The 22,569-nt window shown below is 75.4% G+C and carries 22 protein-coding genes and 1 pseudogene; 10 read left to right on the top strand and 13 right to left on the bottom strand.

Going from position 1 to position 22,569, the window contains the following annotated elements; genetic code table 11:
* The first annotated feature begins 8 nt into the window (after positions 1-8).
* Entirely contained in the window at positions 9-653 is a 645-nt protein-coding gene (locus ACIBPB_RS02595; RefSeq protein ID WP_396837851.1) for a hypothetical protein, read from the top strand.
* A 3-nt stretch (positions 654-656) separates the two neighbouring features.
* Here ACIBPB_RS02595 and ACIBPB_RS02600 read toward each other — a convergent pair whose 3' ends face one another.
* Positions 657-2,819, bottom strand: coding sequence for an APC family permease (locus ACIBPB_RS02600; protein WP_396837852.1), 2,163 nt, complete (start codon positions 2,817-2,819; stop codon positions 657-659).
* Between the two features lie 77 nt (positions 2,820-2,896).
* Entirely contained in the window at positions 2,897-3,853 is a 957-nt protein-coding gene (locus ACIBPB_RS02605; RefSeq protein WP_396837853.1) for a DMT family transporter, read from the bottom strand.
* Positions 3,854-3,956: 103 nt separating this feature from the next.
* Here ACIBPB_RS02605 and ACIBPB_RS02610 point away from each other — a divergent pair, with 103 nt between their 5' ends.
* Positions 3,957-4,658, top strand: coding sequence for an HAD family hydrolase (locus tag ACIBPB_RS02610; RefSeq protein ID WP_396837854.1), 702 nt, complete (start codon positions 3,957-3,959; stop codon positions 4,656-4,658).
* Between the two features lie 115 nt (positions 4,659-4,773).
* Here ACIBPB_RS02610 and ACIBPB_RS02615 read toward each other — a convergent pair whose 3' ends face one another.
* Together ACIBPB_RS02615 and ACIBPB_RS02620 are read right to left on the bottom strand one after the other, a co-directional pair.
* Positions 4,774-5,289 (bottom strand): hypothetical protein, encoded by a 516-nt coding sequence (locus ACIBPB_RS02615; protein ID WP_396837855.1) that lies wholly within the window; start codon positions 5,287-5,289, stop codon positions 4,774-4,776.
* A 67-nt stretch (positions 5,290-5,356) separates the two neighbouring features.
* A complete protein-coding gene (locus tag ACIBPB_RS02620; protein ID WP_396837856.1) occupies positions 5,357-6,226 on the bottom strand; it encodes a PhzF family phenazine biosynthesis protein in 870 nt (289 codons plus the stop codon).
* Between the two features lie 33 nt (positions 6,227-6,259).
* Between ACIBPB_RS02620 and ACIBPB_RS02625 the strand changes: the two genes are divergently transcribed.
* From ACIBPB_RS02625 to ACIBPB_RS02635, 3 genes are all read left to right on the top strand, one after another.
* Positions 6,260-7,546 (top strand): magnesium transporter MgtE N-terminal domain-containing protein, encoded by a 1,287-nt coding sequence (locus ACIBPB_RS02625; RefSeq protein WP_396837857.1) that lies wholly within the window; start codon positions 6,260-6,262, stop codon positions 7,544-7,546.
* On the top strand, positions 7,539-8,159 hold the full coding sequence (locus ACIBPB_RS02630) for a DUF1003 domain-containing protein (protein ID WP_396837858.1): 621 nt from the start codon (positions 7,539-7,541) through the stop codon (positions 8,157-8,159). The genes ACIBPB_RS02625 and ACIBPB_RS02630 overlap by 8 nt, the downstream gene beginning before the upstream one ends.
* A gap of 165 nt (positions 8,160-8,324) precedes the next feature.
* Entirely contained in the window at positions 8,325-9,470 is a 1,146-nt protein-coding gene (locus tag ACIBPB_RS02635; RefSeq protein ID WP_396837859.1) for an Mrp/NBP35 family ATP-binding protein, read from the top strand.
* A 704-nt stretch (positions 9,471-10,174) separates the two neighbouring features.
* Here ACIBPB_RS02635 and ACIBPB_RS02640 read toward each other — a convergent pair.
* Positions 10,175-10,597 (bottom strand): preprotein translocase subunit TatB, encoded by a 423-nt coding sequence (locus tag ACIBPB_RS02640; RefSeq protein ID WP_357319793.1) that lies wholly within the window; start codon positions 10,595-10,597, stop codon positions 10,175-10,177.
* Positions 10,598-10,669: 72 nt separating this feature from the next.
* The gene (locus ACIBPB_RS02645) at positions 10,670-12,001 is read right to left on the bottom strand and encodes a S1C family serine protease (protein WP_396837860.1); all 1,332 of its coding nucleotides are present in this window, start codon (positions 11,999-12,001) and stop codon (positions 10,670-10,672) included.
* Positions 12,002-12,281: 280 nt separating this feature from the next.
* Between ACIBPB_RS02645 and ACIBPB_RS02650 the strand changes: the two genes are divergently transcribed.
* Positions 12,282-12,854, top strand: coding sequence for an O-methyltransferase (locus tag ACIBPB_RS02650; RefSeq protein ID WP_046569614.1), 573 nt, complete (start codon positions 12,282-12,284; stop codon positions 12,852-12,854).
* Positions 12,855-13,015: 161 nt separating this feature from the next.
* Here ACIBPB_RS02650 and ACIBPB_RS02655 read toward each other — a convergent pair whose 3' ends face one another.
* Together ACIBPB_RS02655 and ACIBPB_RS02660 are read right to left on the bottom strand one after the other, a co-directional pair.
* Positions 13,016-14,476, bottom strand: a complete 1,461-nt coding sequence (locus tag ACIBPB_RS02655; RefSeq protein WP_396837861.1) for a leucyl aminopeptidase — start codon at positions 14,474-14,476, stop codon at positions 13,016-13,018.
* A gap of 145 nt (positions 14,477-14,621) precedes the next feature.
* On the bottom strand, positions 14,622-14,789 hold the full coding sequence (locus ACIBPB_RS02660) for a DUF3117 domain-containing protein (protein ID WP_013283866.1): 168 nt from the start codon (positions 14,787-14,789) through the stop codon (positions 14,622-14,624).
* Positions 14,790-14,978: 189 nt separating this feature from the next.
* On the opposite strand from ACIBPB_RS02660, the gene ACIBPB_RS02665 reads away from it, so the two are divergent.
* Both ACIBPB_RS02665 and ACIBPB_RS02670 read left to right on the top strand, forming a co-directional pair.
* The gene (locus ACIBPB_RS02665) at positions 14,979-15,797 is read left to right on the top strand and encodes a PaaX family transcriptional regulator C-terminal domain-containing protein (RefSeq protein ID WP_357319784.1); all 819 of its coding nucleotides are present in this window, start codon (positions 14,979-14,981) and stop codon (positions 15,795-15,797) included.
* A 4-nt stretch (positions 15,798-15,801) separates the two neighbouring features.
* A complete protein-coding gene (locus ACIBPB_RS02670; RefSeq protein WP_396837862.1) occupies positions 15,802-16,593 on the top strand; it encodes an enoyl-CoA hydratase-related protein in 792 nt (263 codons plus the stop codon).
* Positions 16,594-16,612: 19 nt separating this feature from the next.
* On the opposite strand, the gene ACIBPB_RS02675 is transcribed toward ACIBPB_RS02670, so the two are convergent.
* The 4 genes and pseudogenes from ACIBPB_RS02675 to ACIBPB_RS02690 all read right to left on the bottom strand — a co-directional run.
* Entirely contained in the window at positions 16,613-17,275 is a 663-nt protein-coding gene (locus ACIBPB_RS02675; RefSeq protein WP_396837863.1) for a hypothetical protein, read from the bottom strand.
* Positions 17,276-17,363: 88 nt separating this feature from the next.
* Positions 17,364-17,948 carry a DNA-3-methyladenine glycosylase I gene (locus ACIBPB_RS02680; RefSeq protein WP_396837864.1) on the bottom strand — a complete coding sequence of 195 codons (585 nt, stop codon included), beginning with the start codon at positions 17,946-17,948 and terminating at the stop codon, positions 17,364-17,366.
* A 65-nt stretch (positions 17,949-18,013) separates the two neighbouring features.
* The gene (locus tag ACIBPB_RS02685) at positions 18,014-18,538 is read right to left on the bottom strand and encodes an SRPBCC family protein (RefSeq protein ID WP_396837865.1); all 525 of its coding nucleotides are present in this window, start codon (positions 18,536-18,538) and stop codon (positions 18,014-18,016) included.
* Between the two features lie 475 nt (positions 18,539-19,013).
* Positions 19,014-19,377: pseudogene (locus ACIBPB_RS02690) on the bottom strand (DivIVA domain-containing protein); the annotation flags it as partial.
* Positions 19,378-19,516: 139 nt separating this feature from the next.
* Between ACIBPB_RS02690 and folP the strand changes: the two are divergent.
* Positions 19,517-20,386 (top strand): dihydropteroate synthase, encoded by an 870-nt coding sequence (gene folP / locus ACIBPB_RS02695; protein ID WP_396837866.1) that lies wholly within the window; start codon positions 19,517-19,519, stop codon positions 20,384-20,386.
* A 7-nt stretch (positions 20,387-20,393) separates the two neighbouring features.
* On the opposite strand, the gene ndhC is transcribed toward folP, so the two are convergent.
* Entirely contained in the window at positions 20,394-20,771 is a 378-nt protein-coding gene (gene ndhC / locus ACIBPB_RS02700) for an NADH-quinone oxidoreductase subunit A (RefSeq protein ID WP_396837867.1), read from the bottom strand.
* 130 nt (positions 20,772-20,901) lie between these two features.
* Between ndhC and ACIBPB_RS02705 the strand changes: the two genes are divergently transcribed.
* The gene (locus tag ACIBPB_RS02705; protein WP_396837868.1) at positions 20,902-22,344 is read left to right on the top strand and encodes a hypothetical protein; all 1,443 of its coding nucleotides are present in this window, start codon (positions 20,902-20,904) and stop codon (positions 22,342-22,344) included.
* Positions 22,345-22,569 lie beyond the last annotated feature (225 nt).

Raw genomic sequence — 22,569 nt, forward strand, 5'->3', positions numbered from 1 at the left:
GTCGAGGCATGGACTTCGATCCCCTGGCCACCGCCCGACGGGCACTCTGGATCGGCGGGGCCCAGTGGGCCGGCAAGACCACCCTCGCCGTCACCCTGGCCCTGCGGCACGGCCTGACCGCGTACCTCTACGACCGGCACGACGCCCGGGGCCACGACGACCGGCGGATCGCCGACCGGATCCGGCGCGGCGCACCACCCGGCGGCCCCGACCCGGAGACGGTCTGGGTCGACACCGACCCGCGGCGGATGGCGGCCGAGACGCTGGCCGGCTTCCCCCGCCGTTTCGAGTGGGTGCTCGACGACCTGAACGCGCTGGTCAGCGCCCGCCGGGTGGTCGCCGAGGGCTGGGGGCTGCGGCCGGAACTGGTCGCCCCGGTCGTCGAGTCGACCCGGCAGATGGTGGTGCTGGTGCCGAGCGCCGAGTTCCGGGCGTACCAGCTGGCCCGGCTGCCCCGGGCGAGCGCCCGGCACCCCGGGGTGAGCGACCCCGAGCGGGCGCTGCGCAACCGCGTCGCCCGCGACGAGCTGGTCGCCGCCGACGCCGTGGCCCGGGCCCGGGAGCTGGGCGTACGGGTGGTCGAGGTGGACGGCAGCCGGGACGCCGAGGCGATCGCCGCGCTGGTGACCGAGCATTTCGCGGCGTACCTGTGAGGGTCACTCCGCGATGTGCACCGGGACGCTGGTGACCACCACGCCGGGCAGCGCCCGCAGCGCGGCCCGCAGCCGCTGCTCGGCGCGGCTGTGCAGCGGGCGGTGCCAGGGCCGGCGCAGGACCACCTCCGGCACGATCACCGTCAGGGTCAGCTCCGGCCGGCTGGTGTGCAGCGCCTCCAGGTAGTGCGCGAGCGGCCCGATCACCGCCCGGTACGGCGACACGATGGTCTCCAGCCGCAGGTGGTCGCCCCAGGCCCGCCACTGCTCGCGGAACCGGTCCGCCTCGGCGTCCTCCGGCGCGAGGTGCACGGCCAGCGTCGGTTGGCCCAGCGACGCGGCGTACGCCAGGGCGCGCAGCGAGGCCCGGTTCAGCCGGGCCACCGGGACGACCACCAGGTGGCGTACCTCCTGGGGCAGTTCCTCGCCCTCGGCGGACCCGGCGGGTCCGGCGGGTCCGGGCGGCGCGGGCGGATGCAACGCCAGGGCCCGGTGCAGCGTAGCGTAGTGCCGGTGGATCCGCCGGAAGAGCAGCACCAGCAGCGGCACCGCGAGCACCACCACCCAGGCGCCCTCGGTGAACTTCGACCCGGCGGCGGTCAGCAGCACCAGCCCGGACAGGGTCGCGCCGACCGCGTTGAACAGCAGCTTGCGCCGCCAGCCCGGTCCGCGACGACGTCGCCAGTGCACCACCATCCCGGTCTGCGACAGGGTGAAGGCGAGGAAGACCCCGACCGCGTAGAGCGGGATCAGCGCCTGGGTGTGCCCGCCGAACACGGTGAAGACCAGCGCCGCGGTGACCGCCAGCGCCGCCATCCCGTTGCCGAACGCGAGCCGGTCCCCCATGTGCAGGAACCGGCGCGGCGCGTGGCCGGCCCGGGCCATGAAGAAGAGCAACCGGGGAAACCCGTTGAACGCGGTGTTCGCCGCCAGCAGCAGGATCAGCGTGGTCGCCACCTGGAGCAGCGCGTACCAGGGGCCGGTCGGGAAGGTGACCCGACCGAGTTGGGAGAGCAGCGCCTCGCCGGGCACCGGGACCAGGCCGTCCAGCCGGATCAGCAGGGTCAGCCCGGCGAAGAGCAGCACCAGCAGCGCCACCATCCAGCCGAGCGTGGTCCGGGCGTTGCGCCACTCCGTCGGCCGGAACGCCGGCACCGCGTTCGACACCGCCTCGATGCCGGTCATCGACACCGCGCCGGAGGAGAACGCGCGCAGCACGAGCAGCAGACCCAGCCCTTCGGTGGCCGGCACCGCCGGCGGCGGCACCGGCGCGAAACCCCGGCCCGCGGCCCGCGCGTAGCCGACCAGCAGCACCGCGAGGACCGCGACCAGGAAGGCGTACGTGGGCAGCACGAAGAGGTTGCCGGCGCTGCGCACCCCGCGCAGGTTCCCGGCGAACAGCGCGGCGATCACCAGCAGGCCGAGCGGCACCGTGGCCGGGACCAACCCGGGCAGCGCCGAGGTGACCGCGTGCACGCCCGCCGCCACCGACACCGCGACGGTGAGCACGTAGTCGACCATCAGCCCGGCCGCCGCCGCGAGGCCGGCGAGCGCGCCGAGGTTGTCCCCGGCCACCACGTACGAGCCGGCGCCGTGCGGGTACGCCTGGATGGTCTGCCGGTACGACGCGCCGACCGCCACCATGAGCACCACCAGGCCGGCGGCCAGCGGCAGGGCGAGCCCGAGGGCGGCGGTGCCGGCCAGCACCAGCACGGCCAGCATCGCCTCCGGCCCGTACGCCACCGAGCTGAGCAGATCGGAGGAGAGCACGGGCAGGGCGATCAGCTTGCGCATCCGCTCGTAGAGCACGGCGGCGCTGGACAGCGGGGGTCCGAGGACGATCCGGCGCAGCCGGGTCCGCGCCCGCCCCCAGCGGGACGCGGGCACGCTGGCCGGCTCGGTGGCGACCAGTTCGTCCGGCTGCGCCACGGTGAACAGGTCGAAGGGCGCCAGCCGGCCGAACCGGCTCGGCGCGGGCCGCCGCCCGCTGCGACCGAGGGTCGGGTCGACGGGCAGCGCGCCGTCGGCGTGCGGAGGGCGCCACCGCTCCCCGATCCGGCCCAGCGCCGCCCGCTCCGCCGGGTCGAGCGGCGGGAACTCGGCCGAGGGCGTGACGACGGTCCCCTGCTCGACCTCGTCGTCGCGCCGCTCGCCTCGCGCTCCCACCCCCTGCACTCTCAGCCAAAGCCGCCGGCCGGGAAGCCGAATCGGCACACTCGGGCGGAATGGGGGACCCCGCCGGCTCAGTCGGCGATCGGGGCCGCGTCGGCGGGCACCGGGACCGGCTCGGTCCGGCGGCCGGAGCGGGCCCCGCCGACGACGACGACCGCGACGCCGGCCAGCAGCAGGGCCAGCCCGGGCAGGGCGAGCACGCGGGGCAGTTGGCCGAGCCAGACCCAGGCGAGCAGGGCCGCGCCGGGCGCCTCCAGCAGGATCAGCACGCTGACCGTGGTGGCCGACACCCGGTGCAGGGCGTAGTTGAACATCGAATGGCCGAGCAGTTGGGCGCCGGCGACCAGGCCGAGGACCGCCAGCCAGGTGGTCGGCGGGTAGCCGTGCAGGCGCACCCCGCCGAGCAGGCAGATCACCAGCAGGATCGCCGCGCACACCCCGTAGCAGATGGTGGTGTAGGTGGCGGTGCTGATGGTGGCCCGGGCCCGCTCGCCGAGCGCGGTGTAGACGGCCGCGAACATGCCGCCGGCGACCGCGAGCAGGTCGCCGGCGAAGGCCCGGCCGGAGACGTCGACGTCCGCGCCGGTGGCCAGCGCCGCGCCGGCCACGGCGATCCCGATACCGGCCCACACCGCCACCGGCAGCCGCCGGCCCTGCCAGCGGGCGATCAGCCCCTGCCACACCGGCTGGGTGGCGCCCAGCGCGGTGGCCGCGGCCACCGAGGTGAGCTGCGCGCTCGGCATCCAGGTGGCGAAGTGCGCGGCCAACGCCACGCCGGACAGCACGCAGTACCACCCCTCCCGCCGGCCCGCCCCGACGGTCAGCGCGCGGAACTCCACCCGCCGGCGGGCCAGCGAGAACGGGCCGAGCACGGCCAGCGAGAGCAGGTTGCGCCAGAAGGCGATGGCGAGGGCCGGGGCGGCGGCGAAGGCGACCAGCGGCGCGGACGAGGAGACGGCGGCGACGGCCAGCCCGAGCGCACCCAGAGTCAGCGGGTCGAGCGGCGGGCGGGGCGCGGCGGAGGACACGGAGGAATCTTCACACGACGCCGAAGAGCACGGACCGTCAGCGTTCCGTTACGATCATGCGCGTCCCGGCGGTCTCCCCCTCGGCGCCCGGAGGCACCTTCCCATGCCCAGGTATCAGGCGGTGCTGTTCGACTTCTTCGGCACGCTGACCCGATGCGTGCGGCGCGGCGCCGCCCACCAGGACACCGCCGACCTGCTCGGCTGCCCGGCCGACACGCTGGCCGAGGTGCTCGACCGCACCTACTACCAGCGCGCCAGCGGCGGGCTCGGCAACGCCGAGGCGACCCTGCGCTGGGTCTGCGACCAGGCCGGGGTGCGTCCCTCCGACCGGGCGGTCCGGGCCGCCGTCGCCTCCCGCCACCGGGCGGTACGCGCCGACACCCGGCTGCGGGACGAGGCGGTGCCGGTGCTGGCCGCACTGCGCCAGCGGGGCGTCCGCACCGGGCTGATCAGCGACTGCACGCACGAGTTGCCGGCGTTCCTGCCCCAGCTCGCGGTCGCGCCGCTGCTCGACGTACGGGTCTTCTCGGTGCAGGTGGGGCGCTGCAAGCCGGACCCGGCGCTCTACCTGGCCGCGTGCCGCCGGCTCCACCTCACCCCGGCCGACTGCCTGTACGTGGGCGACGGCGGCAGCCAGGAACTGACCGGCGCGGACCGGGCCGGCATGACGGCGGTCCGGCTCGCCGCCCCGGACCTGGCCGAGCACATGGCGTTCAACGTGGACCGGGGCTGGGACGGCCCGGTGCTGACCTCGCTGGCCCAGGTGCTCGACCTGCTCGATCCCCTTCCCGCCGGCCGGGGGTGAGGACGGGACCCGGTGCGGTCACCGGCCCCTCGGGACGCCAGGTTCCCGCCGGCGGCGCGGACGCCTCAGCGACGACGGACCGTGGACGGCTCAGCGACGACGGACCGTGGACGGCTCAGCGGCGACGGACCTTGTGCAGCCGGAACGGCTTCCGGGTGGCCCGCACCACCGGGGTCGGCCGGGGCGGCTCGGCCTGCGCGTCGGCCGGCAGGTCGGCGCCGGCCACCGGCGGGCCCGCCGGGGACAGCCGGTTGAGCGCGCAGCCCCGCTCGGCCCAGCGGGTCACCAGGTCGGCGGCCGGACCGGAGGCGTTGAGCCGCTTCGCCGCGACCAGCGGCGCGGCGGCCTCCCACTCCTCGGTGCCCGGCCGCAACCGGGTCACCCGGGCCGGCCAGGAGACGATCCGGCCGCCGTGGTCGCCGCGCAGGATCACCTCGGCCGCCGCCGCGTCGGCCAGGCCGGGCGCGGACTGCTCCCCGGGGCCGGTGACCACCAGGAGCGCGCCGTCGAGCGGCAGGCACCACAGCCCGTACGCCGGGCCGCCGTCGACGCTCACCCAGGCCACGGCCGCCTTCTTCACCGCCTCGTCCACCAGGGGCGTGGTGATCCGCTCGTCCACCTCGTCGCTCACGCCGCCATTCTCCCGTACCGCGGCCCGGCGGGGACCCCGGCACCAGGTCCGGGGTTGCGCCGACCCCTCAGCCGACGAACGGCGGGACGGCGATCTCGCCGCGGGCCACCGGCATCACCTGACCGGTGACCGTGGCGCCGACGGCCACCCCGGCGGCGGCGGTCACCGTGCAGGCCAGCGCGGAGGGCCGGTGGATCTCGACGCCCTGGCGGATCGCGTACTCGGAGCGGCCCTCGCCGGGCAGCAGCCCGCTGGCGACCAGCCAGACACCCAGGCCGAGCGCGGCCGAGCCGGTCGCCGGGTCCTCCGGCACGCCGAGCCCGGGCACGAAGACCCGGGCGTGCGCGGTTTGCGTGGCGGCGTCCCAGGAGAAGACGCTGACGTGCTCCACCCCGTACCGCTCCGCCGCCGCCGCGTTCACCCGGGCGCGGGCCACCGCGTCCGGACGCACCGGAAGGTACGGGAACTCCAGCCCGCAGCCGGCCACCCGGGGCGCCGGGCCGGCGAGGTCGGCGGCGGTGAGTCCCGCCATCTCCAGCAGCGGCTCCGGGTCCAGTTCGGGACCGAGGGTGGGGGTGCCGCCGGTGAGGGTGGCCCCGGTGGTGGTGACCTCGATCGGCAGCACCCCGGCGCCGCACTCCTGGGCGACCCGGCCCACCTCGAACATGCCCCGGCGGCTCGCGGTCACCGCGGCGCCGACGCTGGGGTGCCCGGCGAAGGGCAGCTCAGCGGCCGGGGTGAAGATCCGCGCCCGGTACGTCGCGCCGACCTGGGTGGGCGGCAGCACGAACACCGTCTCCGACAGGTTGAACTCGACTGCCAGCGCCTGCATCTGCTCGGTGGCCAGCCCTTCCGCGCCGAACACCACGGCCAGCGGGTTACCGGCGAAGGGGCGATCGGTGAAGACGTCCACGATCTCGTAGGCCAAGGTCGACATGTTGATAAACACTAGGCCCTTAGGCTGGTGCCCGTGAGCACGCCGAACCGGGTCTACATCGCTCGACTCGCCGGAGTCGCCGTCTTCGACCCGAACGGCGACCAGGTGGGCCGGGTCCGGGACGCGGTCGCCCGGATGCGGCCGACCCAGCGCCCGCCCGAGGTGGTGGGGTTGGTCGCCGAGATGCCGATGCGGCGGCGCATCTTCCTCTCCCTCAACCGGATCACCTCGATCGAGGCGGACGCGGTGGTGCTGGGCAGCGGCACCCTCAATCTGCGCCGGTTCGAGAAGCGCCCCAACGAGGTGCTGGTGCTCCAGGAGCTGCTGGACCGACGGGTCCAGCTGGAGACCGGCCAGGCCGGCTCGGTGGTCGACGTGGCGATGGAGTGCAGCCGCAGCGGCGAGTGGTCGCTGACCCGGGTCGCGGTCCGCGAGCAGACCGGCCGGCTCACCCGCCGCGGCCACCTGCACCAGGTCGAATGGGACCGGGTACGCGGCCTGGGCGGCCTCGGCGACGCCCGCGGCACGGCCAACCTGCTCGCCGTGCTGGAGGACATGCGCCCGGCCGACCTGGCCAACGCGTTGCAGGACCTGCCCGACGCCCGGCGCAACGAGGTGGCCGCGGCGCTGGACGACGAACGCCTCGCCGACGTGCTCGGCGAGTTGCCCGAGCGCGACCAGGTGGAGATCCTCGCCGCCCTGGACCGGGAACGCGCCGCGGACGTGCTGGAGGAGATGGACCCGGACGACGCGGCCGACCTGCTCAACGAGCTGCCCCCGCCGGAGCAGGACGTGCTGCTCGACCTGATGGAGCCGGACGAGGCCACCCCGGTCCGTCAGCTGCTGCGGTACGCGTCCGGCACCGCCGGCAGCGTGATGACCTCGGAGCCGGTGATCCTGCCGCCCGACGCCACGGTCGCCGAGGCCCTGGCGCGCATCCGCGAGCCGCAGCTCTCCCCGGCGGTGGCCGCGCAGGTGTTCGTGACCCGCGCCCCGCTGACCACCCCGACCGGGCGCTACCTGGGCATGGTGCACTTCCAGCGGCTGCTCCGCGAGCCACCGGCCGACCTGCTCGGCGGGGTGGTGGTCAACGACATCGACCCGCTCCGGCCGACCACCCCGCTGCCCGAGATCACCCGGCGGATGGCCACCTACGACCTGGTCGCCATGCCGGTGGTGGACCGCAGCATGCGGCTGGTCGGCGCGGTGACCGTGGACGACGTGCTGGACCACTCGCTGCCGCCGGACTGGCGGGACCGGGACGCACCGCTGACCGCGGCCGGCGCCGACCAGGAGCCGCTGGAGGGCACCGATGGCTGACCAGCGACGGGCCGAGCGGCTCGACCAGCCGCGCGCGCCCCGGGGCCTCCGGCTGCCCCGGATCGACGCGGAAACCTTCGGCCGCTGGTCGGAGGGGATCGCCCGGGGCATGGGTACGGCGAACTTCATCGTCTACATGACGCTGGTGATCGCCGCCTGGTTCGGCTGGAACACGCTCGCCCCGGCGAACCTGCGCTTCGACCCGTACACGTTCACCTTCCTCACCCTGGTGCTCTCGCTCCAGGCGTCGTACGCGGCCCCGCTGATCCTGCTCGCCCAGAACCGGCAGGCCGACCGGGACCGGATCGCGCTGGAGGAGGACCGGCGGCGGGCCACCATGCAGAAGGCGGACACCGAGTACCTGGCCCGGGAGATCGCCGCGCTGCGCATCGCGCTGGGCGAGGTGGCCACCCGGGACTTCCTCCGCTCCGAGCTGGCCCGGCTGGCCGAGGAGCTGGACGAGGCGGCGGACCGCCGACGGAAGCTGGAGCGGCGCCAGCAGGAGCGGGAGATCCGGCGGGAGGCCCGCCGGCAGGGCGGCGGCGAGCCGCTCGACGAGCCCCGCGACGACCTGGACGGCGACTACGCCCACGAGGGGCGCGGCGAGGGCTGAACGTATTGAACGCCGCGCGCCTCAAGGGGCCAGGCGAGCGGCGTTCGTCTCGATCGTCCCACTTCGCGGCACGACCCGTCCACCCCTCGGGCGGGGCCATCGATTCGCTCACACCGGCCCCCGCCAGCGGCGGTCACCGATGACCAGCGACGTAGCATGGCGGACATGTCAGCACCCGTCAGCACCGTCTCCGACGCGATCCAGGCCGCGCTGGCCACCGTCAACGACCCGGAGATCCGCCGGCCGATCACCGAGCTGGGCATGGTCCGCTCGGCCGTGGCCGGCGAGGACGGCGTGGTCCGGGTGGAGCTGCTGCTCACCGTGGCCGGCTGCCCGCTGAAGGACAAGCTGCGTACCGACATCACCGCCGCCGTGGCCGCGGTGCCGGGGGTGACCGGCGTCGAGGTCTCCTTCGGCGTGATGAGCCCCGAGCAGCGCCAGGAACTCCAGACCAAGCTGCGTGGCGGCGGCACCGCCGAACCGGTCATCCCGTTCGCCCAGCCCGGTTCCCGCACCCGGGTCTACGCGGTCGCCAGCGGCAAGGGCGGCGTGGGCAAGTCCAGCGTCACGGTCAACCTGGCCGCCGCGCTGGCGGCCCGGGGCCTCGCGGTCGGCGTGGTCGACGCTGACATCTACGGCCACTCGGTGCCCCGGATGCTCGGCGCCGACGGCGCCCCCACCCGGGTCGAGGACATGATCATGCCGCCGCAGGCGCACGGCGTGAAGGTCATCTCGATCGGCATGTTCACCCCGGGCAACGCGGCCGTCGTCTGGCGCGGCCCGATGCTGCACCGGGCGTTGCAGCAGTTCCTCGCCGACGTCTACTGGGGTGACCTGGACGTCCTCCTGCTCGACCTGCCCCCGGGCACCGGCGACATCGCCATCTCGGTGGCCCAGTTGCTGCCGAACGCGGAGATCCTGGTCGTCACCACCCCGCAGGCGGCGGCCGCCGAGGTCGCCGAGCGGGCCGGCGCGATCGCGCTGCAGACCCACCAGCGGGTGGTCGGCGTCATCGAGAACATGTCCTGGCTGGAGCTGCCGGACGGCTCCCGGATGGAGGTGTTCGGCACGGGCGGCGGCGCGGCGGTCGCCGAGTCGCTGACCCGCACCATCGGCGCGCAGGTGCCGGTGCTGGGGCAGATCCCGATGGACACCCGGGTACGCGAGGGCGGCGACGCCGGCACCCCGATCGTGCTGGCCCAGCCGGACGCCCCGGCCGCGAAGGCCCTGGTCCAGGTCGCCGACCGGCTGGCGGTGCGCCGCGAGTCCCTGCTCGGCAAGCCCCTGGGCCTCAAGCCGGCCGGACGCTGACCCCGGCTTTCACCCCGGCGTCCCCCACCCTGCCGACCCCGCACCACCCGCCTTCCCGGTCCGCACCGGGCCTCATGGGGTTCGCTCTGCGGCCTGCCCAGCTCCGGCTTGCCCCGCTCCGGCTTGCCCAGCTCCGGACTGCGGCCCGATCCGGGACCCGGTCCAGGTCCCCGATGCGGGTCCCCGGTCCAGGTCCCCGGTCCAGGTCCCCGGTCCAGGTCCCCGGTCCGGGCCGGCCGGCCCGGTCGGCAGCGCGAGAAGGGACTGCTGCGGCCCGGCGCGCCTTCCTGGACGGCGGCGACAACTTTTGTGCGATATGCCGCTCAGGCATAAATATTCCTCTGCGGCATATCGCTCCCGGGCGGTGTGCCGCCCCGTCCGCGTCACGCCCCGCAACGGCCCATGACCTGCGCTCGCCACTCTCCGCCCGCTCACCGCCGCCGAGCGGCCTGCTCACCCCGCCGAGCACCTGCTCACCGCCCGCCTGAGCACCCTGCTCACCGCCGCCGAGCGGCCCGCTCACCGCCGCCGAGCACCCTGCTCACCGCCGCCGAGCGGCCCGCTCACCGCCGCCGAGCACCCTGCTCACCGCCGCAGGGCAGCCTGCTCACCGCCGCAGAGCGGCCCGCTTACCGCCCGCCGAGCGTGCGGCCGACAGGAGCAGGGGCAGGCCAGCCGCGCCACGGAGAGGGTCCAGCCGGGGATCAGGTGGCGTCGTCGTAGCTGGGGCGCGGGGCCGGGGCGGCAGCACCGCCGGTCGCGGTGGCCGGGCGGGCGCCGTTGGTACGCAGGTCGGCCGCCTTCGCGACGTCCTTGAGCTCGTCGTGCACGCCGCTGACGTCGGAGCGGATGTTGTCGTACATGCTCTGCAACGGCTTCCGGATGGCCTGCTCGTCCTCTTCGCTGAGCAGATGCTTCCGGATGAACGCCTTCGGGTGCAGGTCCTCCAGTTGGATGTCGGTGCCCAGCTCGCGGCTGAGGTCGCCGGTGGCGTTCCGGGCCATGTTGCGCAGGTTCCGGATCATGCGGAGGCCGTCATTGATCACTACGGGCAGCCGGTCGCCGAAGATCAGCAGCGCCAGCATCAGCAGCGCGCCGATCTCCCACCAGTTGAGGTTCTCGAACACACCGGCCTCCTCGTCCGTGTCAGGGCAAGACTACGCACGTCGTGGGGGTGTCCGGGAGGGGGTGAGGGCCGCTCACTTCGCGTCTGCGGCGAGCGTCACCGAGGTGCTCTGCCTGGCCGACCCGCGCCGGTACTCGACCGTCACCACCGAGCCCGGTGCGTACTTGCGGACCAGCGCCACCAGGTCGATGGGCTCGGTGAGCGGGTGCCCGTCCAGCCGCAGCACCACGTCACCGGTCTTCAGCCCGGCCGCGGCCGCCGGGCCGGCGGGTTCCACCGCGTTGAGGCGTACGCCGGCGCCCGGTGCCACGGCGGTGCCGCCCACCTGGGCGCCGATCACCGTACGGCGGGCCTTGCCGGTGCCGATGATGTCCTCGGTCACCCGCTTCGCCTGGTTGATCGGAATGGCGAAGGCCAACCCGATGTTGCCCGCCTCCTGCCCGTCGGCGACCAGCGACTTGATCGTCGAGTTCACCCCGACCACCCGCCCGGCGCCGTCGACCAGCGGGCCGCCGGAGTTGCCGTGGTTGACCGCCGCGTCGGTCTGGATCGCCGCGTAGTAGCGGGTGGGTCCGCCCGGCTCGCCGGCCTGCATGGTCCGGTCCAGGGCGCTGACGATGCCCGCGGTGACCGTGTTGGCCAGGGAGAGCGGGGAGCCGACGGCGAGCACCGGGTCGCCGACCGCCAGCGCGTCCGAATCGCCGAACTCCACCGGCTTCAACCCCGACTTCGCCACCTTGATCACCGCGATGTCCGACTCCGGGTCCTGCCCGACCACGGTGCCCGGCGCGGTGCTCCCGTCGTTGAAGATCACCGTGGCCTTCCCGGGGCCGTCGGCGACCACGTGGTCGTTGGTGATGATGTGCCCGTCGGCGCTGACCACGAAGCCGGAGCCCTCACTGGTGCCGCCGAGGCTGGCCACCCGGACGGTGACGACGCTGGGCAGTACCTTCTCCGCGACCCCGGCCAGGGAGTCCGGCTTGCGCTGCGCGAGCGCCGGGGCCTGGCCCGCCTGCGCGCCGAGGGTGGGCACGCTGCCCCCACCGCGCAGCAGCGCGTACGTCAGGGCGCTGCCCAGCGAGCCGGCGAGCAGGGCGGTGATCAGCGAGATCAGCACCACCTGCCGGATCCCCGGCCGGTGCGGCGCGTCCGGGTCGACCACCGGCTCGGGCTCGCTGCCGGGGTCGGTCGGGGCGGGCGCGGGAACCACCACGGCGGCGGGCGCGTACGGGTCCCGCCACGGGTCGGCCAGCGCATCGGACCACCAGGGCGAGTTTTCGCCCCCGGCGCCCTGTGGCGGACCGCCGGGCGCCGGCCGCCCCGGCCCCCGCGCCGGATCGCCGGGCACCGGGGTCCCGCCGGGCCGGCGCCAGTCCCAGCCGTCGGTCACGTCCGTGCCTCCCACTCCGTCCCGCGTGCCCCGCGCCGGCGCCGTCCGGCCGGGCACAGGGACACGTCCAGGATTGCACGGATGCCCCGGAACCGGTCAGGGTTGCCCGGTCGTGATCGTCTCGAGGGTGACTCGCGGCTGCGCGTCTCGGGGCACGCCTCTAGGCTCATAGCGCCAACCGACCCCTCGCACCACTCCCGCCGCCCGGAGGTGTCCCATCGCCACGGTCGCCAGCTCCGGCAACTCGACGGCCCAGGCGCTCCAGTTCGCCGAGTCGTACGTCACGGAGGATCTCGTGCTGCGCACGGCCCGCAGTCTCGCCCGGGAGGTGGGCCTGGAGGCCGTCACGCCCGGCGCGGGCGCGGCGCTGCGGCTGCTCGCCGCCGCCGGCAACGCCCGGGCGGTGGTGGAGATCGGCACCGGCACCGGCGTCAGCGGCGTCTGGCTGCTGCGCGGGATGCGCCCGGACGGGGTGCTCACCACCATCGACGTGGAGGTGGAGCACCAGCGGATCGCCCGGCGCATCTTCCTGGAGGCCGGCTTCCCCGCGGGGCGTACCCGGATCATCACCGGCCGGGCCCTCGACGTGCTGCCGCGGCTCGCGGACGGCGCCTACGACCTGGTCTTCGTCGACGCCGAGTCGGCGGGCTTCACCGCCTGCGTGGACGCCGCGCTGCGGCTGCTGCGGCCGGGCGGGGTGCTCGCGCTCAACGGCGCGCTGGCCGGCGGCCGGATCGGTGACCCGGCCGCCCGCGACGTGGAGACGGTCACCGTCCGGGAGACGATCAAGGCGATCCGCGAGTCCGAGCACTGGATCGCCGCGTTGCTCCCGGTCGGGCACGGCCTGCTCGCCGCCGTGAAGGGCTGACCCGGGCCGGCGGCCGAGGGGCCCGGCGCGGCCCGACGGCCCGGCCGCCAGCCACCCGGCACCCGGCCGCCAGCCAGCCGGCACTCGGCCGCCCGACGCCCGGCACTCGGCCGCCCGACGCCCGGCACGCGCCGCCCGGCGCACCGGGCGGCGGCGCATCGTCAGCGCAGCGTGTCCAGCCAGCGGAGCAGCCCGCGGACGCCCCAGCCGGTGGCGCCCTTGGTCAGCTCGGCGTGCACGTCGTCGGACCAGGAGGGGGCGGACATGTCCACGTGCACCCAGCGGTCCCGCAGGTCGCCGGTGAACTCGCGGAGGAAGAGCGCGGCCACCACCGAGCCGGCGCCCCGGTCCGGGGAGCTGTGCAGGTCGGCGATGTCGCTGCCGAGGAACTCGACGTAGTCGGCGGGGAGCGGCATCCGCCAGGCCCGCTCGCCGGCCGCCTCGATGGCCGCGAGCAGGTCGGCGGCGAGCTGGTCGTTGTCGCTGTAGAGGGCGCCGTGCCGCTTGCCCAGCGCCACCGCGTTCGCGCCGGTCAGGGTGGCGAGGTCGACCAGCAGGTCGGGCTTCAGCTCGCGCACCGCGTACGCCAGCGCGTCGGCGAGCACCAGCCGGCCCTCGGCGTCGGAGTTGGTGGTCTCGCTGGTCGTGCCGCCGTAGTGGCGTACCACGTCGCCGGGGCGGAAGGCGGCGCCACTGACCATGTTCTCGGCGAGCGGCGCGAGCGTGGTGACCCGGACCGGCAGCCGCAGCGCGGCGGCGCCCAGCGTGGCGGCGATCACGGCGGCCGCCCCGGCCATGTCCTTGCGCATCAGCTTCATGGCCGGCACCGGCTTGATCGAGATGCCGCCGGTGTCGAAGGTGATCCCCTTGCCGACCAGGACCACGTGGGTGCGGGCGTCGGCGGGCCGCCAGTCCAGCTCGACCAGGCGGGGCGCGCTGGCCGAGCCGCCGCCGACCGCAAGGATGCCGCCGAAGCCCTCGGCGGCCAGTTCCTCGGATTCGCGTACCCGCAGGTGCAGGTCGGGGTGGTCGGCCGCGGCGGCCGCGACCTGGCCGGCGAACCACGCCGGGTTCTTCACCGACGACGGGGTGTTGGTGAGATCGCGGGCCAGCCGGGTCATCTCGGCGGTGGTCCGCGCGGTGGCCAGCACGGCGGCGAGCCCGTCCGGGTCGTCCACCACGACGTCCACCTCGGCCAGCGCGGGCGCCCCGCCGGCCTCGGTCATCCGGAACCGGTACGCGCCGAGCAGCAGCCCTTCGACCAGGCCGCGCAGCGCGACCGCGCCACCGGCCGGCAGCGCGACTGTGATCCGTGTCTCATCCTTGCCCGCCCGGGCCAGGGCGGCCCCGGCGCGCCGCCAGTCGGGCTCGTCGCCCGCCCCCACGCCGAGCAGCACCAGCCGCGCCGGCGTGCCCCCGGGACGCAGGTGCTCGCGGACCTCGCCGGCCTCGCCGGTGAGCCGGGCGACCGGAAGCAGCGCGGCCGCCTCGGCGCGTACCTCGTCGTCGGGCGGAGGAGCGGTGGGCACCAGGGTGGCCGGGCGGTCCGGCCCTCCGGGATGAACGGGCAGGACGAGGGTGTCGGGCCGCTCGGGCCCGGACACCAGACGGATGGCCAGCACGCTGGACCGCACCTCCGAGAAATCTTCGCAAAGCGGCATGATTCGCCGCCACTGAGCCGATGAAGGCCCTGAGCCACCGGCAGAGCCGGTGGCTCAGGGAATCACGAACCGTACGCGCGGCGCACGCCACGCGGACCGTTCTCGATCAGCCGGCGGCCGCCTTCAGCGCGTCACCCAGCGCGGTGGCCTCGTCGGGAGTCATCTCGACGACGAGCCGGCCACCACCCTCCAGCGGGACCCGCATGACGATGCCCCGGCCCTCCTTGGTGACCTCCAGCGGACCGTCGCCCGTCCGCGGCTTCATCGCCGCCATGTTGTCTCCCCTCAGACCTACACCAGGGTCGGTGGGTTGCCCCACAGCCACTTCTCCTGACCACCCGCAGCCTTCGCGGGGGTCGCCGCCAACGATTTTCCCTGATGAACACCGCCGGACCCAAACCGAAGCAGCATTGATGTAACAGCATCTAGCTTATCTTGGATAGGCCTGTCACAATGTGCGGTCATGCAGGCACGGTCGGCACTCTTCGACCTGTACGGCGACCACCTACGCGCGAGGGGTGGGCGCGCACCGGTCGCCGCCCTGGTCAAGCTGCTGGCGCCGCTCGGGATCGCCCCTCCGGCGGTACGCACCGCGGTCTCCCGGATGGTCCGCCAGGGCTGGCTCGAACCCCTCCGGCTCGTCTCCGGGCCGGGTTATTCGATCACACCGAAGGCGGCCCGCCGACTCGACGAGGCCGCCTCCCGCATCTACCGCACCGGCCGGCACAGCTGGGACGGCCGCTTCGACCTGCTGGTCCTGGAGGCGCCCGCCTCCCGGCGGGACCGGCAGCGGCTCGCCGCCAACCTGACCTTCCTCGGCTACGGCACGCTCGACGACTGCACCTGGGTGGCCACCCGGCCCGGTGAGGACCTCGACGTCCTGCTGGCCGAGGCGGGCGTGCGCTACGAGCGGTTCACCGCGGCGCACGCCGCCGGCACGCCCGGCGCGATGGGAGTGGTCCGCCGCGCCTGGGACCTGGCCGAGATCGGCCGGGCGTACGAACGGTTCGTGGCCGAGCAGAAGCCGCTGCTCTCCGGGATCACCGTGCGCAGCAGCGACGAGGAGGCGTACGCGGCCCGGTTCCGGCTGGTGCACGCGTGGCGTACCTTCCTCTTCCGGGATCCGCAGCTGCCCCCCGCGCTGCTCCCCGAGCGCTGGCCGGGCACCAGCGCGGCCAGTTTCTTCGACCGGCACGCGGCCCGGCTCCGGCCCGCCGCCGACCGGTACGTCGAGCACTGCCTCGACGCCAGCAACCGCCTCGCCCGACAGAAGGGTCGTTAGACACGTGACCGAGCCGCTGCTCGTCGACCGCACCGACGCCGTCGTCACCCTGACGCTGAACCGCCCGACGGCGATGAACTCGCTCGACGTGGCGCTCAAGGAGGCGCTCCGGGACACCCTGGCCGAGCTGGAGACCGACCGCTCGTGCCGGGCGATCGTGCTGGCCGGCGCGGGCGGCGCGTTCAGCGCCGGGCAGGACCTGCGGGAGCACGTGCAGACGCTGGAATCCGCCGACGCCGACCCGCTCGGCACCGTGCGGGCCCACTACAACCCGATCGCCGCCCGGCTGGCCAACCTGCCCAAGCCGGTGGTCGCCGCGGTCCGGGGGATGGCCGCCGGGGCCGGCGCGTCGCTGGCGTTCCTCGCCGACTTCCGGATCGGCGGGCCGAAGACCCGCTTCCTGATGGCCTTCGCCGGCGTCGGGCTCGCCGCGGACACCGGCGCCTCCTGGACCCTGCCCCGGCTGGTCGGCCACGCCAAGGCGGTCGAGCTGCTGATGCTCGCCGAGCCGGTGAGCGCCGAGGAGGCCTGCCGGCTGGGCCTGCTCACCAGGCTGGTCGAGGACGACGAGCAGGTGCTGCCGACCGCTCAGGAGCTGGCCGCCCGGCTGGCCGCCGGCCCGACCGTCGCGTACGGGGCGATCAAGCGGCAGCTCTCCATCGCCGACGCCGGCACCCTGGCCGACGCCCTCGCGGCCGAGGCGCAGGCCCAGGCGATCTGCGGCGCCACCGCCGACCACAAGGCCGCCACCCTGGCCTTCGTCAACAAGCAGAAGCCGGTCTTCGAGGGCCGCTGACCGCCCGGCGGGGCACCGGTCAGTCGTCCTCCTCGGGATCCTGGTTGGCCTCGACGCCGAGCACGAACGCCTGCATGGCCAGTTCGTCCCCGGACGGCGAGACGAAGGCCGGCAGCTCGCGCGGCCCCAGTTCCTGGACGTACGACCAGAAGAGCCGGACCGCCTCGGCCGGCGACGCCGCCTCGATCGGCAGGTCGAGGCTGACCAGCCAGGTCCGGCGGGCCGGCGGCGGGCCGATCCGGTCGGCCAGCGACCGCCAGACGGCCGGGTCGAGCGCGGTCACCGGCCCGGCCAGGGTCAGGCCGGTGACCGGCACCGGCTCGTCGAGCGTGCGCCGGGTGTACGTCACGACGAGCGCTCCCGGCCCGGCCTCGGACTGCGGGTCGTCCGGGTCCTCCCGGGTCTCGCCCGTCGTCGGGGCGACCCGGCCGAGCGCCACCAGCCGCAGCGGCTCGTCGACCAGCACCGCGACCGGCTCACCGGGGCGTGGCCGGGCCCCGCCGTCCAGCCCGGTCAGCTCCAGCGTGTCGTGGTGGACCAGCCGCTCGGCGTCGTACCGCTCGGCGGGCAGCAGCACCGCCCAGGCGCCGGCGGCCTCCGGCTGCTCCGGCTCGGCGCGCCGCGACCAGCCGTCGGGGCCGCCCTCGATCGTCCCGCTCGTGCGCGGCTCGGTGTCGGTCATGTCCCAATCCCATCACGCCGGGCCCGGGCCGGTACCGGCACGTCCACCGCCTGCCAGCACGCCGGCCCGACGTGCTGGGCGGCCCGGGTCACGCCCTGGGCGCGGGCCGGCTCACGTGGCAGCCGGCGAGGTGGTCGTCCACCATGCCGGTGGCCTGCATCAGCGCGTACGCCGTGGTGGGGCCGACGAAGCGGAAGCCGCGCTTCTTGAGCGCCTTGGCCAACGCGGTGGACTCGGGGCTGATCGCCGGCACCTCGGCGAAGGAGCCGGGCCGGGCCGCCCGGGCCGGCGGGGCGTACGACCAGAGCAGGGCGGAGAGTCCGTCGGGCAGTTCCAGGGCGGCGCGGGCGTTGGCGACGGCCGCCTCGATCTTGGCCCGGTTGCGGACGATCCCGACGTCGGCCAGCAGCCGGGCGACGTCGGCCTCGCCGTAGCCGGCGACCTTCTCGATCCGGAACTCGTCGAAGGCGAGCCGGAACGCGGGGCGCTTGCGCAGGATGGTCAGCCAGGACAGCCCGGACTGGAACGCCTCCAGGGTCAGCCGCTCGTAGAGCGCGTCGTCGCCGCGCAACGGCCGGCCCCACTCCTCGTCGTGGTAGACGGCGTAGTCCGGGGTGCTCGCTCCCCAGGCGCAGCGGGCCAGCCCGTCGGCGCCGGTCACCAGGTCAGTCACGCGGTACACGGTAGGCCGGCCCACCGACAGTCGACGACCGCCGGCGGATCAGCGCCGCCGGCGGGTCAGGGCAGCCGGCCCTGCTCCACCAGCCGGGCGAACTTGCGCAGCGCCTGGGTCAGGCTGAGCTTCGAACCGGGCCAGAGCACCGGCCAGGCCACCCGGCCGGCCGGCCCGCCGGGCAGGTGGAACCACTCGTGCCAGACCACCTGGGTCCGCTCCCGGTCCATCGGGGTGCACCGCAGCACGCCCGGCCCGCGCAGCAGCTTGCCGCAGTGCACCACGCCGACCTCGTACGGGGCGTCCACCCGGACCACCCGCATCTCGTCGCGCAGCGCGGCCGGGCCGAGCGCGGTGACCGCCTCGATCAGGCTTCCCTCGCCGCCGTCGCCCTCGACCACCCGGACGGTGGTGAGCGGGATCCAGTCGGACTGCCGCTCCCAGGCGGTGAGCGCGGCGAAGACCCGCTCGGCCGGCGCCTTCACCACCACGGACGCGGTGACCTCGCCGGCGCCGGGCTGGGCCGCCTCGGCGAGCCCGTCCGACCGGTCGGGGCCGCCGGAGCCGGCCGGGCCTGCGGGGCCGGTCACGCGGACTCCGAGCGGACCACCGGCCCGCGGTCCCGGTCCCCCTCGGTGTCGGCGTCCTCCCCGGTCCCGGCGGCGCGGGCGGTCCCGCTGTCGCCGGCATCGGCCGTCCCGGTCCCGGCATCGCCGGCATCGCCCGCATCGGCAGCTTCGGTCCCAGCCTGGCCGGCATCGCTGTCGGCCTGGTGGGCGGGCTCCGGGTCGACGGCGTGGCCCTGCTCCGGCTCGGCGCCGGCGGGATCGACCGGCGGCCGGAGGCTGACCTCGGCGGCGGCCGGGGCGACCGGAGCCGCGACCGGGGCGACCGGGGCCGGTCGGCCGGCGGCCGGCACCGGACCGGTCGGGCTCGGCCGGGCCGCCACGTCCTCGACGGCGGCGGCGGCCGGCGCCTCCGCCACGCCTGCCTCGGCCGGCAGCACCTCGACGGGGCCCACCGCGGGGCCGGGCTCCGCGGCGGTCGGGGCGTCGTCGGCCGGGCCGGTGACGGCGGCCTCCTCGCGGGCCCGGCGCAGCGCGTCGGCCTCCTCGATCCGCCCCTCGCGCAGCGCGTCGACCTCCGCCTCGAGCACCCCGATCAGCTCGGACTTGTAGCCGATGTCGTACGCGGCCCGGCGCATCGCCTGGTCGACCTGGGCCATCCGGTAGCCCCGCAGCGCGGTGTCGAAGCGCACCTCGGCCACGTCTGTCTCGGCCAGTGGACGGCCGCCGGGCAGGGGCACGGCCCGCCCGTCCGGCTCGGCCGGCGCCAGGCCCGGATCACGCCCGGAGACCAGCATCGTCACCCCGAACACCACCACCGCCACGGTCAGCACCACGGCCAAGAGGAGCAGAACCTCACGCATGGGGAGATCGTGGCACGCGGGACGGCGCGGGGCGAGCCCTCCGTCGCCTCCGGTCCGAAGATCCCGGCGTACCGCCGGGGCCGGCCGTGGGGCGCCGGGATAGCGTCGGGGGCGGACCAGCGGAGATCAGGAGGACGGGATGGCCGGCGCGCTGCGGCTCGGTGGACGGACCTTCTCCCCCGATGAGCTGGTGGTGATGGCGATCGTCAATCGCACGCCCGACTCGTTCTTCGACCGGGGAGCCACCTTCGCTCAGGACAGCGCGCTGCGCGCGGTGGAGCGGGCGGTCGCCGAGGGTGCGGAGATCATCGATATCGGTGGGGTGAAGGCCGGGCCGGGCGACGAGGTCGACGTGGCCGAGGAGATCCGCCGGACGGTGGACACCATCGCGGCGGTCCGGGCCGCCTTCCCGGACGTGGTCATCTCGATCGACACCTGGCGGGCCGAGGTGGCGGTGGAGGCGGTGGCCGCCGGCGCCGACCTGCTCAACGACACCTGGTCGGGGGCCGATCCGGCGCTGGCCCGGGTCGCCGCGACGACCGGCGTCGGGCTGGTCTGCTCGCACGCCGGCGGGCTCGCCCCGCGTACCCGGCCGCACCGGGCCGCCTTCGACGACGTGCTGGCCGACGTGCTGACCACGGTGACCGGGCTCGCCGACCGCGCGGTCTCCCTCGGCGTACGGCCGGACGGGATCCTCATCGACCCGGCGCACGACTTCGGCAAGAACACCCGCCACTCGCTGGAGATCACCCGGCGGCTGGGCGAGCTGACCGCGACCGGCTGGCCGTTGCTGGTCGCGCTCTCGAACAAGGACTTCATCGGCGAGACGCTGGACCTGCCGGTGCCGGAACGCCTGGAGGGGACGCTGGCGGCCACCGCCGTCTCCGCCTGGCTGGGCGCCCGCGTGTTCCGAGCCCATCAGGTACGCCAGACCCGCCGGGTGCTCGACATGGTGGCCTCGATCCGGGGCGACCGCCCGCCCGCGCTGACCCGGCGCGGCCTCGCCTGAGCGGGGCTCAGGTCCAGCGGAGGATGTTCCGGCGCCAGGCGTAGAGGATGCCGAGCGCCACCACGGCCACGAAGACCGCCATCTCCACCACGGTCGTCACGCCGAACCCGGGGCGGTCGAAGACCAGCGCCCAGGGGAAGAGGAAGACCGCCTCGACCGCGAAGAGCACGTAGAGGTACGCGTAGACGTAGTAGCGGATCTGCATCTGCGCCCAGTCGCCGCCCACCGGGTCGAGGCCGCACTCATAGCTGGTCCGCTTGTCCCACGGATCGGCCGGACGGCCAGGACGTAACACCCGGTTGGCTGAAAACGCCGTAACGAAGAAGAGCACGGCAGCGAGCAGCAGGAGACCGAGCGTGGCGTACGAGCCGAGGTATCCGGTCACGGTCGGGAGCCTACCGGGCCACCCGGCCGGGCCGCCCCGGACACGTTACGGATTTGTTTCCTCAGCAGACTAGTGCTGGATGGCAACTGTTGCCGAATAATGACAACTCACTGAGCGTCACGGAGGAGAGATGGCCCGCCCCCGCGTACGCCCCGCCCGGCGGGTCGCGCAGCCCCGGATGTCCGTACTGCTCATGCGCGCCCTGGCCGCCGGCTTGGCGGCCGCGGTCGCGGCCGCGCCCGGCTTCGCGGCGGCCTCGCCGACAGTGACCGGCGCCGTCCGGGCCATGACCGAACCGATGCCCGGCGAGCCGAGCGACCCGGTCGGCGGACCGGGCACCGATCCGACCGACAGCACGCCGACGCCCGACCCCACCGACACCGGGCCGGCGCCCACCACCGCCCCGCCGACCGAGAGCGCCCCACCGGAGACCACCCCACCGGCGCCACCGACCACCGAGCCGGCCCCGGCCACCACCGCCCCGGGCGATCCGGTCCCGACCACCACCGCGCCGAGGACCACCGCGCCCGCCCCGCCCCCGCCCCCGCCCGGCCAGCCCGCGCCCGCGGGGAGCCCGCTCGGGGTGCACGTCACCACCGGGGACGTCGCCCTGCCGCCGGCGTACTGGAACGCGGACAGCACGGTCACCACGCTGCGGGTGACCGTGACGAACACCGGCCGGGTGGTGGAGCGCATCGGACTGGGCTACACCCTGCCGGCCGGCCTCGCCGACGCCGGCACCCCCGGCTGCGCCCCGGCCGGCGGCGGCGCCTACCGCTGCGGCGAGTGGACCGCCGCGCCCGGCAGCCGGTTCAGCAGCCGGATCCGGCTCCGGGTCACCGGTACGGCCTGGCGGTCCATGCCGCTGAGCGGGACGGTCCGGGTGACCGCCGGCGCGGCGGGGGTCACCGGCACGGCCGGCGACGACGAGGGCTTCGCGGTCCTCTTCCCGCCCGGCCCGCCGGTTCCCGGCATCGCGCTCCGCGCCGACGAGGTGGCCTTCGACATCACCGGCGCCCCGACCACCCTCTCCGTACACCTCGGCAACACCGGCCGGGTCGACGCCGCCGGCCGGGTCGAGGTGGTCCTCCCCGACGGGGTGGCCGTCACCGACCCGCCGCCCGGCTGCGCCACGGCGGCCCCCGACCGGACCCGCTGCGAGCTGGGCAGGGTGGCCGCCGGCCGCGAGGTCGACCTGCGGCTGCCGCTGAGCGCCACGGCGGAGGCCCAGCGTCGGGCCCCGCTGGCCGGCGCCGTGATCGGGTGGCTGGACCCGCGCAGCGGCCGGGACCGTCAGGTGCAGATGAGCTTCCGGATCGCCGCCGCCGCGGCGCTGAGCACCCCGCCGGTCACCTCGCCGACGGCGACCGGCTCCCAGGGCGTGCTGGCCGCCGCCGAGCAGGACACCGAGCGGGACCGGACCGGCACGGCGCGGCGGAGCGCGGTCGCCCTGATCGTGGTCTCCGGGCTCCTGGTGATCCTCGCCCTCGCCCTGGCGACCACGTCGCTGCGCCGCCGGCTGAGCGATCCGCCCGCCGGGGACGGCACCCCCCGCTCGCCCGGAACTCGGTGATCTGAATTACGGGTCGCGGTACTAAACGGTCCATAGCCGGGCATACACCGGCCCGATCAGTTCCCATACGTCGGACCTCCACCAAGGTTGCCCTAAGCGGTCGACGTACGCTCTGACGTGAGAATCGGAGCGGGCCGCACCGGCGACGGACGGCCGGCGGCAGCGGCGCGTCGAGGAGGGCACGTGGCGGGGCAAGGCGGGGTCACCAACATGTTCAGCCGCCCC

Source organism: Micromonospora sp. NPDC049836 (genome assembly GCF_044465125.1).
Classification (GTDB): Bacteria; Actinomycetota; Actinomycetes; order Mycobacteriales; family Micromonosporaceae; genus Micromonospora.

What these genes read in the sequence shown, in the direction of transcription:
- ACIBPB_RS02595 (WP_396837851.1), top strand. Translation starts at nt 9, where the DNA reads ATGGACTTCGATCCCCTGGCCACCGCCCGACGGGCACTCTGGATCGGC.
- ACIBPB_RS02610 (WP_396837854.1), top strand. Translation starts at nt 3,957, where the DNA reads ATGCCCAGGTATCAGGCGGTGCTGTTCGACTTCTTCGGCACGCTGACC.
- ACIBPB_RS02620 (WP_396837856.1), bottom strand. Translation starts at nt 6,226, where the DNA reads ATGTCGACCTTGGCCTACGAGATCGTGGACGTCTTCACCGATCGCCCC.
- ACIBPB_RS02630 (WP_396837858.1), top strand. Translation starts at nt 7,539, where the DNA reads ATGGCTGACCAGCGACGGGCCGAGCGGCTCGACCAGCCGCGCGCGCCC.
- ACIBPB_RS02635 (WP_396837859.1), top strand. Translation starts at nt 8,325, where the DNA reads ATGTCAGCACCCGTCAGCACCGTCTCCGACGCGATCCAGGCCGCGCTG.
- ACIBPB_RS02660 (WP_013283866.1), bottom strand. Translation starts at nt 14,789, where the DNA reads ATGGCGGCGATGAAGCCGCGGACGGGCGACGGTCCGCTGGAGGTCACC.
- ACIBPB_RS02665 (WP_357319784.1), top strand. Translation starts at nt 14,979, where the DNA reads ATGCAGGCACGGTCGGCACTCTTCGACCTGTACGGCGACCACCTACGC.
- ACIBPB_RS02675 (WP_396837863.1), bottom strand. Translation starts at nt 17,275, where the DNA reads ATGACCGACACCGAGCCGCGCACGAGCGGGACGATCGAGGGCGGCCCC.
- folP (WP_396837866.1), top strand. Translation starts at nt 19,517, where the DNA reads ATGGCCGGCGCGCTGCGGCTCGGTGGACGGACCTTCTCCCCCGATGAG.
- ACIBPB_RS02705 (WP_396837868.1), top strand. Translation starts at nt 20,902, where the DNA reads ATGGCCCGCCCCCGCGTACGCCCCGCCCGGCGGGTCGCGCAGCCCCGG.